This window comes from Janthinobacterium sp. PSPC1-1 (assembly GCF_049897625.1).
Lineage (GTDB): Bacteria > Pseudomonadota > Gammaproteobacteria > Burkholderiales > Burkholderiaceae_D > Janthinobacterium > Janthinobacterium tructae.
Map to the genome: position 1 here is coordinate 256,257 of NZ_JAFCWP010000003.1, position 12,550 is coordinate 268,806.

A 12,550-nucleotide genomic window follows, 5' to 3' on the forward strand; every position below is an offset into this window, starting at 1 on the left:
AAGTCTCAAGGAAGCATGGGAAGAATCAGACCGTTGCGCTTGGCGCAAGCGGCCGCTGTTTCATAGCCGGCATCGGCATGACGCATCACACCTGAGCCGCTGTCGTTGACCAGCACCCTGGCCAGGCGTTTCGCCGCGCTGTCCGTGCCATCGGCCACGATGACCATGCCCGCGTGCTGAGAATACCCCATTCCCACGCCGCCGCCATGGTGCAGCGAAACCCAGGTGGCGCCGCCGGCCGTGTTCAGCATGGCGTTCAGCAGCGGCCAGTCGGAAACGGCGTCGGTGCCATCCTTCATGCTTTCCGTCTCGCGGTTCGGGCTGGCGACGGAACCCGTATCGAGGTGGTCACGGCCGATGACGATGGGCGCCTTCAGTTCACCCGTGCGCACCATCTCGTTGAAAGCCAGGCCCGCGATATGGCGCTCGCCCAGTCCCAGCCAGCAGATGCGCGCCGGCAGGCCCTGGAAGGCGATGCGCTCGCGCGCCATGTCCAGCCAGTGGTGCACCTGCGTGTGGTGCGGGAAAAGCTCCTTGATCTTCGCATCCGTTTTATAGATGTCTTCCGGGTCGCCCGACAGGGCCACCCAGCGGAACGGACCCCGTCCTTCGCAAAATTGCGGGCGGATGTAGGCGGGTACGAAACCGGGGAAGTCGAAGGCGTTCTGCACGCCCTGGTCGAACGCCACCTGGCGGATGTTGTTGCCGTAATCGACGGTGTGCACGCCCATGGCGTGGAAATCGAGCATGGCTTGCACATGGGCGGCGCAGGAATCGGCGGCGGCCACCGTCAGGCGCGCGTGGCGCTGCGGGTCCTGCTGCGCCGCCTTCCAGTCCGACACGCTCCAGCCGCGCGGCAGATAGCCGTTGACCAGGTCATGCGCGGAAGTCTGGTCCGTCACCAGATCCGGCAGCAGGCCGCCCGCCTTCGCGCGGCGCACCAGCTCCGGCAGCACTTCGGCCGCGTTGCCCAGGAGGCCAATGGAAATGGCTTCCTTGCGTTCGGTATGGTATTTGACCAGTTCCAGGGCTTCGTCCAGGCTGGCCGCCTGCTTGTCCAGGTAGCGCGTGCGCAAACGGAAGTCGATGCTGCTTTGCTGGCATTCGATATTGAGCGAGACGGCGCCCGCCATGGTGGCGGCCAGCGGCTGCGCGCCGCCCATGCCGCCCAGGCCCGCCGTCAGGATCCAGCGCCCGCCCCAGTCGCCGCCAAAATGCTGCCGGCCCGCTTCGGCGAAGGTTTCATACGTGCCCTGCACGATGCCCTGCGTGCCTATATAAATCCAGCTGCCGGCCGTCATCTGGCCGTACATGAACAGGCCTTGCCGATCGAGTTCGTTGAAGTGTTCCCAGTTGGCCCATTTCGGCACCAGGTTGGAGTTGGCGATCAGTACGCGCGGCGCGTCCGCGTGGGTCTGGAACACGCCCACCGGCTTGCCGGACTGGATCAGCAAGGTCTGGTCGTCTTCCAGTTCGCGCAGCGAGGCGAGGATCTGGTCGAAACAGGCCCAGTTGCGGGCGGCGCGGCCGATGCCGCCGTAGACCACCAGATGCTGCGGATTTTCCGCCACTTCCGGGTCCAGATTATTTTGCAACATGCGGTAGGCCGCCTCGGCCTGCCAACTCTTGCAAGCCATGACCGTGCCGCGCGGGGCGCGGATGGTACGGCTGGCATCAAAGCGTGGATCGGTGTCCATTGTGCTGTTCATGCTGTCTCCTCGTAGGGTGCGAGCGGACATGCGTGGTCCGCTCTGGTGCTCCCAGCATAGGTTGTCTATACAACCAAGTCAACAGGTTTTCTTTGGGGTCAGACCCGGCGGGTCTGACCCCAGCCTTTATTTTTTCTCAAACACGCGCTTGCCCGCCACCCACGTCTGCAGCACCTGCGTCTTGCCGATGGCCGCTGGTGAGACCTTGAACAGGTCCTGGTCGACGACGATGAAATCCGCCCATTTGCCCGCTTCCAGGGTGCCGATGACCTTTTCCTGGTGCGCCGCCCAGGCCGCGTCCAGGGTGAAGCAGCGCAGCGCCTGCGTCACCGTCATGGCTTGCTGCGGATACCAGCCGCCGGCCGGGAAACCGTCGCTGTTTTGCCGCGTGACGGCAGCGTGGATGCCTTCGAACGGATTCGGCGACTCGATGGGGAAGTCCGATCCGCAGGCGATGCGCGAACCCTGCGCAAGGAAGGTACGCCACGCATACGCGCCCTTGATGCGCTCGTGGCCCACGCGCTGCTCCGCCATGTTCTGGTCGGACGTGGCGTGCGTGGGCTGCATCGACGGCACGATGCCCAAGGTCTTGAAACGGGGGATGTCGCTCAATTGCACCACCTGCGCATGCTCCATGCGGTGGCGCAGGCCCACGCTGCGGTATTGCGCGATCAAGGCTGCATAGCCATCGAGGATTTGATGGTTGCCCGCGTCGCCGATGGCGTGCACATTCACCTGGTAGCCGGCACGCATGGCTTTTGCCATCTTCGCGCGCATGGCAGCGTCCGGGTAGAACAGCAGGCCGCTGGTAGAAGGATCGTCGCTGTACGGCGCCAGCAGGGCCGCGCCGCGGCTGCCCAGGGCGCCGTCGGACAACAGTTTGACGGCGCGCAAGGCGTACATGTCGCGCGCGTAGCTATTCAGGGGACCATTTTTTGACAGCGCGTCGAAGTCTTCCGTCGTGTCGGCGATCATGCCGTACACGCGCACCGTCAGCTTGCCGTGGTCCGCATAGTCGCGGAACAATCGGTCCTGCATCTGGCCGATGCCCGCATCGTGCACGCTGGTCAGGCCCACTTGCGACAGCTGCGCCAGCGCGCCATCGAGGGCAGCGCGGTTTTCCACGTCGCCCGGTTTAGGCAGCACGGCGTCCATCAAGTCCATGGCGTTATCGACCAGCACACCGGTGGCATTGCCGTCCGCATCGCGGACTATCTTGCCGCCCGCCGGATCCGGCGTGGCGCGCGTGATGCCGGCCAGCGCCAGCGCGCGGCTGTTGGCCCAGCCCGCGTGGCCATCGACGCGGCGCAACCACACGGGCCGCGCGCTTTCCGCCGCATCGAGCTCCAACGCCGTGGGAAAGCGCCCCAGCTTCCAGATTTCCTGGTTCCAGCCACTGCCGATGATCCAGCTGCGTTCCGGATGCGCGCGGGCGAAGTCGCCCACGGCCTGCACGGCGGCCGGCAGCGAGGACGAACCGTACAACATCACGCCGCTGGCAATCGTCCCCAGGCCGAACACGTGGCCATGCGCGTCGATCAGGCCCGGCAGCACGGTCTTGCCCTGCACGTCGACATGCGTGGCGCCCTTGGCCGCCTTGCGTTTCACCTGCGCAGCGCTGCCGACGGCCAGCAGCTTGCCAGCGTCGTCAAAGGCCAGCGTCGTAAAACGCACTACCTTGCCATTTGCGTCGAGCGTGTAGCCGTTGGCATTGTCGATGACGGTATCGGCGCGGGCGTGGGCCAGGGCGCCCAGGCAGGCTAGCGTGAGCAGGGTGCGGCGCAGTGGCAGGGTCGGCATTTCCATCTCCAGGTCTTTTAATTGAAGTCAATGAACGAAAAGACGAGTGTATAGAAATTGGCAAAATGGTCAATCAGGCAGCGCGGGGCGGCCTTACCATCAGCCAGTAATCGAAGCCCGTGAGGGCTTGCGCATAGCGTCCCGCCACCACGAAGCCCAGGCGGGCATAAAACGGCAGGCTGCGCTCGTTGTAGGTCTCCAGGAAGCACGCGGCGCCCGCCGCATCGACGGCCGCCAGTCCCGGCGCCAGCACGGACGCACCCAATCCCCGCCCCTGTGCGTCCGGCGCGATACCTGCGATCGACAGATACCAGGCCGCACCCAAGTCGTGCGGCGCCAGCGCGTGCTCCATGTTCGCGACGATGGCCGTGAAATGCGCAAAGCCGCGCTCCCCCAGCAACGCGCGCAAGGCGGCTTCGCGCTGCGCATACGCGGCCTGGCGCAGGGCCGCCGGCGTATCCGTCGTCCAGATGGCGGCGCCATTGCCCGCCGCATCGGCCAGGTCGACGCGCCCCGCCTGCTCGCCCTCGGCCAGCGCCAGCGCAAAGTACGCCATCAGCATCTCCAGCCGCGCCGCCTCGTCCTCGCCGCACGCCACCGTGACAGTGCGGTAAAACGGGTCGCGGATCAGGGCGGCGGCCAGGCTGCGAGCGGTGCGGGAGGCTTCGGTGTGGGATGGGCGGGACATGGTTCTCTTTCTTTGTGTTAAAACGCCCGGCATCTTAGCGCAAGCGCGCAGGCCTTGCGCCTGGTCAATACTTCCCCGCCGCCGCTGTCCTACGCTGGCGTTTTAACGGGGAGCTCCCATGGCCAGGCACCATGTCATCAGCACCACCGCATGCGACGTGTTCTTCAAGCTCGTGAGCCACCAGAAGAAGAACCTGGGCGCGCACTTCGACAGCATGATCGTCACCTTCAGCGCCGACGGCCAGCCCGTGCTGGGCGCCACCCTGCGCAACGCGACTAGCGGCTGCGAACTGCACCGCCTGGCCGGCCAGCCCGACGAATGCTGGTGCTGCGGCTATGACGAGTAGCTGGAATTCGTCTCCCCCGCCAATGTGCCGCTGGCGCACGCCGACTACCGCCTCACCTTGAGCAATGGGGAAACGTGGACGGGGACGACGGATGCAAAGGGGCGCACGGGGCGCGTGGCCAGCAAGCAGGAAGCGCAAATCACGACGGTGGAATTTTTCCCACAAGAAGACAGCCTTCCCTGCTGCTCTGCTGCACCAGACCCAGTGGCTTCGACGGCGATCATAGTGGAGCTACAAGACGTAAAAACGACCGATAAGGATATCGATACATCAGTAAAACGGGTAAAAATCGACAGTATGGCTCGCCCACTCACCCAGGGTGAAATAGACATGGCATGGATGATCTTTGAAGATGCCATCGACTATAGTAAAGTCAAAATTCACAAGAAGCCTTATCTGTGGCTGTTCCAACCAAAAAACACTGCCATGACGCCCAATGGGGAAATGTATTTTCATGAGTCGAGATTTCTGGACGATTTTTCCAGTGCAGATAACACCGAGCGTCATTGGTTCATTCATGAAATGGTCCATGTTTGGCAATATCAACTCAAATATCCGGTCGCAATGCGTGGAGCATTCAGAATAGGACTGGACTACAAGTACGTATTGTTATCCAAAAGAAAGTTAGCCGACTACAACATGGAGGCACAAGGAGACTTGGTAGCCGACTCTACGCATTGAAATACTTAAAGGATTCCTCCGCAATGCGTCAGGAAAAATATGCCAATGACCAAGCACTTTATGAACAGGTACTCATTGATTTTTTCACCGACAGAAAAAGTGAAAAGAATTTACCTGGCGGCAACATCGAGCGCACTCCTCTCGTCGATATACCTTGATGCGGGTGCAACATCACGCATCGCCGATGCTGAAATCAGTTCAGTGAATGGCACACCCTGCTTCACCATCTCGCAGACGGAAGAAAAACGTAACGGTCAGCCACTTCTGGGAGCACTCAGTATTTCAGACCTGTCAGTAAAACCCGCTACAAAAGTGTGGAGCTTTGTAATGAGCGGAGGAAGAAAAGTTCCGCTTTCATCAAAAATCTGTCTTCTCTATGGCGACATTCCACAGGGCGCAAATGGCATGTCAGCCCCTGAACTGCAAACAGGACGGGTTTACAGCATCTTCTTGAATGGGCGTCCAGATGATCCTTCCGACCCGACTTATGGCTATAGAGGGAAATTCTGTATCGTTGCCACGCCCGCTAGTGAACGAGAAATCATCGCCATTGGCAGCGACACGCCAGCGTGGAAACAGGATAGTTGCCCGGAGCATTCGCTCATCAGATAGTGCAAGGATCGCCATGCCATATCGTCACACACTGTTATTCCTGCTTGCCACGCTGACGACTATCAATGTCTCGGCGTGGTCGCGCATCGCTGATGCCCACATTCACTCTGTCAACGGCATGCCCTGCTTCTCGATTACAAAAAAGGAAGAGGCGCGCAATGGCCTACCATTTCTTGGCGCACTCATGGTTTCAGACATGTCCGTGCAACCAGTAAAAGAAGTATGGGGATTCTCCCTACCGCCAGACATGGCGTTACCCATCCGTGCCAGCACATGCATCCGCTATGGAAACCTGCCTACCGGCGCGACGGGCATACGTGCTGAAAAACTGATACCCGGGCATTTTTATCATGTGTTCCTGAATGGCAGCCCCAAAGATCCGTCCGATCCAACCTATGGCTATCAAGGAAAATTCTGCGTGAGAACTACGGCTGCTGGCGGCCAGCAAATCATTCCCATCAACAGCGACATGCAGGCCTGGATCGATGAAGTCTGCCCAACGCCCCGCTAGCATCAATCCAACGCTGTTCATACTGCTCGCGCTCTCAAACATGAACAGTTACGCGCGATCACGCATGGCCGATGCCGAGGTTACCTCGGTCAATGGCGTGCCCTGCTTTAGCATTTCCAAACAGGAAGAGAGGCGCAACGGCCAGCCCTTCCTCGGCGCCTTGAGCGTGTCCGACGTGACGGTCAAGCCAACGACGGAAATATGGGGGTTTCTCATGTCGGACGGTAAGAAAATTCCGCTGTCTTCAACAAGTTGCATTCCTTATGGAAATATTCCAGCGCATGCCGACGCTGCGCCCCGCGCCTGAATTGAAGACCGGCAGGGTGTACGAGGTATTTCTGAATGGCAGGCCAGCCGATCCTGCCGATTCAACCTATGGATATGTGGCAAAGTTTTGTCTCGTACAGCAGGTCTCTGCCAAGCCACGCCTCGTCGTCATCAAAAGAGATACACAGGCCTGGATGGATGATACGTGCCCAGCCAGAAATTCTTCCAGATAACGCAAGGCATGCCATGAATCATCGCCACCTTAGTCTTTGTCTGCTGGCGACCTTGACGAGCATGGATGCCTCGGCGTGGTCCCGCATGGCTGAAGCCGAGATTAGCTCATTCAAAGGCATGCCATGCTTTACCATTTCAAAAAAAGAAGAACGCCGCAATGGAACGCCAATGCTGGGCGCACTCATGGTTTACGATTTAGCCATAAAACCGCCTGTGGAGGTCTGGTCCTTCATTCTCCCTGGAGCGACGACCCTCCCCATGCATGCGAAAACCTGCTATTTGTATGGCCAAGTACCGGCAGGAGCCGAATCGACTGCCGCGACGATGCTGAAAACAGACAGGATGTACAGCGTCTTTTTGAATGGCAAGCCGGATGACCCATCTGACTCGACCCGTGGCTATAAAGTGAAATTCTGTCTCATCGCGACAGCTAACAGCGGTCAACAGGTCATTCCCATCAAGCGCGACATGCAGGCCTGGATAGACGAAATTTGCCCGGCAAACACCCCAGCACAAAAGGGCCAATAATGCCCATCTGCCACAAGAGCCTATTGGTACTCGCCTTGATGACCTGCATGAGTGCCTCGGCCACCTCCCGCATGGCATACGCGGAAGTAAGGCTAAAAAATGGCACTCCCTGTTTCACCATTTCGCAAAAAGAAGAAGCGCGCAACGGGGTTCCGCAGATTAGTGCGATCGTACTGACAGATGTATCCGTCAAACCTGCAGTCGAAGTATGGTCTTTTCTTTTACCGGGCGCAGCGACTATTCCTGTTCATGCCAAGTCCTGTCTTCTGTATGGAGTTGCACCAGCAACAGCAGAGGTCAAACCACCCAAAGCCCCGCCGCTGAAAACGGGGTGCATGTATGACGTCTTCCTGAACGGTAGGCCAGCCGATCCTTCAGATCCTACTCGCGGCTACGTAGGCAAGTTTTGCTTAATGACAGGCATCTCCGGGGAGCGCACGATTCTTCGTATCAACAGCGATAGCCAAGCCTGGATAGATGAAATCTGCCCCGTTCAGAAATAGGAAAAACATGATGTCCTTGCAGCAGAATGCCCTGTTCATACTGCTCATGTTCCTCGGCTTGCATGCCTGTGCGACATCACGCATCGCCGATGCTGACATCAGTTCAGTGAATGGCACACCCTGCTTCACCATCTCGCAGAAGGAAGAAAAGCGTAACGGCCAGCCACTTCTAGGAGCACTCAGCATTTCAGATCTGTCAGAAAAGCCCGTCGTTGGTGTGTGGAGTTTTTATATGACTGGTGGAAAAAAAGTACCGCTCTCGTCAAAAAGCTGCCTTCGGTATGGTGATCTTCCTCAGGGAGCGAACGGCATGCCCGCCCCTGAACTGCAAACAGGACGGGTCTACAGCATTTTCCTCAATGGAAGACCAAATGATCCTTCCGACCCCACCTATGGCTACATGGGAAAATTTTGCATAGTAGCCACGGCCACTGGTGAACGAAAAATCATCGCCATTGGCAGCGACACGCCAGCGTGGAAACAGGATAGTTGCCCGGAGCATTCGCTCATCAGATAGTGCAAGGATCGCCATGCAATATCGTCACACACTGTTATTCCTGCTTGCCGCCTTGACGAACGTCAATGCCTCTGCATGGTCGCGCATGGGCACAGCCGCCGTCATGACTGAGGCTGGCCTTCCCTGCTTCAAGATTGCCAGCGAAGAGGAACGCTCAAGGGGGCCAGTCCGCCTGAAGATGCTGACGATCAGCACACCTGGGCCGAATGGCTGGAACAATGTATGGACGGTCATGTTTCCCAATGCCTCATTTGGCGACCCCAGCTATCGTCTGCCAAACAGGGGATGCGTGCGCTACGGCAAGGCTCCCGAGGGGGCCGAGAGCAGCGATGCCGTGCCGCTGGTGGCGGGAAAAGTGTATGGCGTATCCTTCCTCGGACGGCCGCCATCCGCGTCCGATCCCACTTCGCGCTACTCCGCAGACTTCTGCCTGCTCACGGCAGCCTCCGGAGGCTTCCAGGTGATTCAACTGAAAAATAGCAAAAACACTTGCGCGCCCGAGGAAAAACCAAGATAGCGCGTGCCATTGCATCCGTCACGTACAGACCACGCCTCGCGTTCAAGACTTGGGCGGAACCACCTCAATCGACTCCGCCCCCCGCTGCGCCGGCGCCCTGAACCATTCACCGGGCGGCACCACGTGCGACTCTTTCGGGTCATCGATGTAATGCGGCGAGGTGATCTGCACGTCGAATTCGTTGAAGACGTCGATGATGTTCTGGTGCAAGCGGTTCAGCACTTCGGCGCGCTGGCGGGGGACTTCGGCGCTGGCGTAGGCGACCAGGCGGTATTGCACGTAGTAATCCTGCAGCGCCAGTTGCATCACGTACGGTTTTGGCGTGGTGGACAGTTCCGTCGTGCGGGATGCAGCCAGCTCCAGCATGGCGTGCACCTGGCGCCATGGGGTGGCGTAGCCGATGGTGACGGTGGAATCGAGCACGAAGCCGCCGCCGGGCTGGGCGCGCGAGTAATTCTTTGTCGTTTGCGACATCACCCAGGCGTTCGGCAAGGCCACCTCTTCACCCAGGCCCGTGCGCAGGCGCGTCTCGAACATGCCCACGTCGACTACCGTGCCCTCGCTGTCGCCCACGCGCACATATTCTCCCTTGCGCAGGGCGCGCGTGTACATCAGGATCAGGCCGCTGGCGCCCTGGCCGACGATACTCGACGCGCCGATCGACACCATCAGACCCACCAGCACGGACAGGCCCTGGAAGGCGGCCGTGTGCGAACCGGGCAGATACGGATACGCCATGGCCAGTGCGAACAGCCAGATCACCACGCTGGCGATGCGGCGCGTCGGCAGGGCCGTATCCTTGTCGAGCCAGCCGATCTGCAATTCGCCGCTTTCCACGCGCTTGAACAGCGAGGCGGCCGTGGCGGCGATCAGGCGCGCAATGGCGAAGATCACGCACACCAGCACCAGCCCCGGCAAGGCGCCGATGATGGCGTGGAAGACGTCGGCGGCCACGTCGAACAGGTAGCCGCTCAGGCTTTCGCCCCAGGAACGCGTGTAGGGCAGGCGACCCAGCACGAAGGCGGCCCACAGATAGGTAGCCATCAGGCGCAAGCCCCACAACACGGCGCTCAGTAGTTGATACGCGAAGGCGATGTAGTGTTCAGCGTCGAGCACGCGCACGTTTTTCAGGCGTACGTCGCGCAGGCGCGAGGCCAGCAGGATGCCGCTGCGGCGCTTGGCCCAGCGGTAAAAGCGCGTCAAGCCCATCCACACCAGCCAGAACACGAGGGTGGCGGCCGCGCACACGGCGGCGGCGATCGCCAGGTAGCGCCAGCTGCTCTGTTCGCGATAGTCGAGCACGGCCTTGCGCAATTCCTCGGCGGCCAGCTTGGCCACGCTTTCCGTCGTGTCGCCGGCCAGCTGGTTGACGTCGCCTGGCACGACGACGAACAGTTGCACGCCATCGAGCAGCACCTGCGTGCCTTCGGGAATCATGCGCGTGCTCGTCTGCAAGGGACCGTTTTTCGCCAGCACGCCTTCCAGGCGGCGCTGCGCGCCGATGGCGCGTTCATCGGGAGGATAACCGGCCAGCGCGGCGCGGAAGACGAATACCTTGCGGTTGGCAAACATCAGCGGCGCCGTCCTGGCCGCAGCAAGCTGCGACGGCGCCACGACGGATGCGGCCTCCACAACGAGCGCGGGCACGCCATCGTCCGCGTGGGCTGCGGGCAGCAGGAAAATGGTCAACAGGCACAGCAGGCGGAGCAACGCGGACATGGCAGAAATGAAAGAGTGACAAGAAGAGCCATCATGCCATGTAATCCTGGAAACTCAAGCGTCGTAGCTACTCTTCAGCTCGCATCGTGAAAAATGATGCCCAGGGTGTGGCGCAAGCCAGAACGCAGGCGCGACACGCCATGGCGCATGTTGACGCGGTAACTGCCGCGCGTGCCATTCACGGGGCGCTGCGCCACGGGAAAGAGGACGGCGTCGCCCTGCATTAACGGTACCACCTCGGCACGCGACTGCATGCGCGGGCGCTGCTCCGTCAGCACGAATTCGCCGCCCGTGAAATCGTCTTGCGGGCGCGACAGCAGCACGGCCAGTTGCAGCGGAAACACGTGCTCGCCATACAGGTCCTGGTGCAGGCAGTTGTAATCGCCTTCGCGGTAGCGCAAGAGCAAGGGCGTGGGCCGCGTCTGCCCGGCCGCATGGCAGCGCGCCAGGAAATCCCCGTGTGCCACAGGAAAGCGGCTCTCGAGACCCATGCTGGCATGCCAGCGGTTGGCGATCGCCGCCAGGGGCGAATACAAGCGCGTGCGCAGATCGGCGACTACATCCGGCAGCGGATACGCCCAGTACTGGTACTCACCCTGGCCAAAGCCGTGGCGCTGCATCACCACACGGCTGCGAAAGCGCGACGCCTCGTCATACTGCGCCGCCAGCGCGGAGCAGGTATCCGCAGCCAGCAAGCCCGGCACGACGGCATAGCCATGCGCATTCAGCTGATCCTCGATCTGACGCCAGTCCAGCGCCCTCACCGTTCGCCCTCGCGCTCGAGCAGCGCCTGCTTGCGTTCCACGCCCCAGCGGTAGCCGGACAAGGCGCCATCGTTGCGCACCACGCGGTGACAAGGGATGGCGACGGCCAGGGCATTCGCGGCGCAGGCGCCCGCCACGGCCCGCGCGCCGTTCGGGGCGCCGATGCGCCGCGCCAGCTCGGCATAGCTGACCGTGCTGCCGGCGGGAATCTCGCGCAAGGCTTGCCACACGCGCTGCTGGAACACGGTGCCGCGCACGTCGAGCGGCAAGTCCAGTCCCAGGCCCGGCGCCTCGACCAGGCCGACCACCTGTGCCACCGTCTGTTCATAGTCCGCTTCCGCGCCGCGCAGCTCGGCTTGCGGAAAGCGGTCCTGCAAGTCGCGCAGCAGCACTTCCGGGTCGTCATCGATCAAAATGGCGCAAATACCCTTCTCCGTGCTGGCCACCAGGATGGCGCCCAGCGAACAGGCGCCGATGGCGAAGCGGATCACGGCGCCGCTGCCGCCAGCGCGAAACGCGCCCGGCGTCATGCCCAGCAAGCCCGGCGTAGCGGCGTACAGGCGACCGCTGGAATTGAAGCCGGCCGCATATAACGTTTCCGTGACATTCGCCGCGCCCTGCAAGCCGGCCTTCAGGCGCTCGCCGCGCCGCGCCGCCGCATAGGCTTTTGGCGTGATGCCCGTGTGCGCCTTGAAGACGCGGTGAAAGTGAAAGCGGCTCATGCCGGCGGCACTGGCAAGGCTGTCCAGGTCAGGCAACTCGTCGCTGGCATCGATCAAACGGCAGATGTCGGCCACGATGGCCGCCTGGCGCTGGGCCAGCGGCGGCAAGTTCGGTTTGCAGCGCAGGCAGGGGCGAAAACCGGCCGCCTCCGCCTGCTCGCAGCTGGCGTGGAAAGCCACGTTGCGGCGCAAGGCGGGACGCGCGGCGCAGGAAGGACGGCAATACACGCCCGTCGTGCGCACCGAGTAATAAAAGACGCCGTCGGCGTCGGGCGCGCGCCGTTGCAGGGCATCCCAGCGTTCATCGTCAGTCAGGTAAGCGTGTTCCATGGCGAACTCCGTACAAGTCAATAGTAAGAGCCTATCCCAGTAGATGAATACATCCCCTGCTGGCGCCCCTCAGAAGCGGGGACGGCGTTGCTCGTCGTCGCG

At 61.3% G+C, this 12,550-nt stretch carries 15 protein-coding genes; 9 read left to right on the forward strand and 6 right to left on the reverse strand.

The annotated features are described in order from the left end of the window. Positions 1–5: 5 nt before the first annotated feature. The 3 genes from hutU to ACP7EG_RS12215 all read right to left on the reverse strand — a co-directional run bounded on the left by hutU (position 6) and on the right by ACP7EG_RS12215 (position 4,197). A complete protein-coding gene (gene hutU, locus ACP7EG_RS12205; RefSeq protein ID WP_426053671.1) occupies positions 6–1,709 on the reverse strand; it encodes a urocanate hydratase in 1,704 nt (567 codons plus the stop codon). Positions 1,710–1,835: 126 nt separating this feature from the next. Next, positions 1,836–3,509 (reverse strand): amidohydrolase, encoded by a 1,674-nt coding sequence (locus ACP7EG_RS12210; protein WP_426087804.1) that lies wholly within the window; start codon positions 3,507–3,509, stop codon positions 1,836–1,838. 73 nt (positions 3,510–3,582) lie between these two features. Continuing rightward, complete coding sequence (locus ACP7EG_RS12215; RefSeq protein WP_426087805.1) at positions 3,583–4,197, reverse strand: GNAT family N-acetyltransferase; 615 nt, start codon at positions 4,195–4,197, stop codon at positions 3,583–3,585. Positions 4,198–4,315: 118 nt separating this feature from the next. On the opposite strand from ACP7EG_RS12215, the gene ACP7EG_RS12220 reads away from it, so the two are divergent. The 9 genes from ACP7EG_RS12220 to ACP7EG_RS12260 all read left to right on the forward strand — a co-directional run bounded on the left by ACP7EG_RS12220 (position 4,316) and on the right by ACP7EG_RS12260 (position 8,913). Next, positions 4,316–4,543, forward strand: coding sequence for a hypothetical protein (locus ACP7EG_RS12220; RefSeq protein WP_426087806.1), 228 nt, complete (start codon positions 4,316–4,318; stop codon positions 4,541–4,543). A 24-nt stretch (positions 4,544–4,567) separates the two neighbouring features. Next, a complete protein-coding gene (locus ACP7EG_RS12225) occupies positions 4,568–5,224 on the forward strand; it encodes a hypothetical protein (RefSeq protein WP_426087807.1) in 657 nt (218 codons plus the stop codon). Positions 5,225–5,263: 39 nt separating this feature from the next. After that, positions 5,264–5,836: a hypothetical protein gene (locus ACP7EG_RS12230; protein ID WP_426087808.1), complete on the forward strand. Its 573-nt coding sequence runs from the start codon at positions 5,264–5,266 to the stop codon at positions 5,834–5,836. A gap of 13 nt (positions 5,837–5,849) precedes the next feature. Next, positions 5,850–6,347, forward strand: coding sequence for a hypothetical protein (locus ACP7EG_RS12235; protein ID WP_426087809.1), 498 nt, complete (start codon positions 5,850–5,852; stop codon positions 6,345–6,347). Between the two features lie 64 nt (positions 6,348–6,411). Further along, on the forward strand, positions 6,412–6,654 hold the full coding sequence (locus tag ACP7EG_RS12240) for a hypothetical protein (RefSeq protein WP_426087810.1): 243 nt from the start codon (positions 6,412–6,414) through the stop codon (positions 6,652–6,654). Between the two features lie 206 nt (positions 6,655–6,860). Then, positions 6,861–7,376: a hypothetical protein gene (locus ACP7EG_RS12245; RefSeq protein WP_426087811.1), complete on the forward strand. Its 516-nt coding sequence runs from the start codon at positions 6,861–6,863 to the stop codon at positions 7,374–7,376. Positions 7,377–7,423: 47 nt separating this feature from the next. After that, complete coding sequence (locus tag ACP7EG_RS12250; protein WP_426087812.1) at positions 7,424–7,879, forward strand: hypothetical protein; 456 nt, start codon at positions 7,424–7,426, stop codon at positions 7,877–7,879. A gap of 7 nt (positions 7,880–7,886) precedes the next feature. Continuing rightward, positions 7,887–8,396, forward strand: a complete 510-nt coding sequence (locus ACP7EG_RS12255; RefSeq protein ID WP_426087813.1) for a hypothetical protein — start codon at positions 7,887–7,889, stop codon at positions 8,394–8,396. A 13-nt stretch (positions 8,397–8,409) separates the two neighbouring features. Next, the gene (locus tag ACP7EG_RS12260) at positions 8,410–8,913 is read left to right on the forward strand and encodes a hypothetical protein (protein ID WP_426087814.1); all 504 of its coding nucleotides are present in this window, start codon (positions 8,410–8,412) and stop codon (positions 8,911–8,913) included. Positions 8,914–8,955: 42 nt separating this feature from the next. Here ACP7EG_RS12260 and ACP7EG_RS12265 read toward each other — a convergent pair whose 3' ends face one another. From ACP7EG_RS12265 to ada, 3 genes are all read right to left on the reverse strand, one after another. Further along, the gene (locus ACP7EG_RS12265) at positions 8,956–10,632 is read right to left on the reverse strand and encodes a mechanosensitive ion channel family protein (protein ID WP_426087815.1); all 1,677 of its coding nucleotides are present in this window, start codon (positions 10,630–10,632) and stop codon (positions 8,956–8,958) included. 74 nt (positions 10,633–10,706) lie between these two features. After that, a complete protein-coding gene (locus ACP7EG_RS12270) occupies positions 10,707–11,396 on the reverse strand; it encodes a 2OG-Fe(II) oxygenase (RefSeq protein ID WP_426087816.1) in 690 nt (229 codons plus the stop codon). Further along, positions 11,393–12,448, reverse strand: coding sequence for a bifunctional DNA-binding transcriptional regulator/O6-methylguanine-DNA methyltransferase Ada (ada, locus tag ACP7EG_RS12275; protein ID WP_426087817.1), 1,056 nt, complete (start codon positions 12,446–12,448; stop codon positions 11,393–11,395). The genes ACP7EG_RS12270 and ada overlap by 4 nt, the downstream gene beginning before the upstream one ends. Positions 12,449–12,550: the final 102 nt, after the last annotated feature.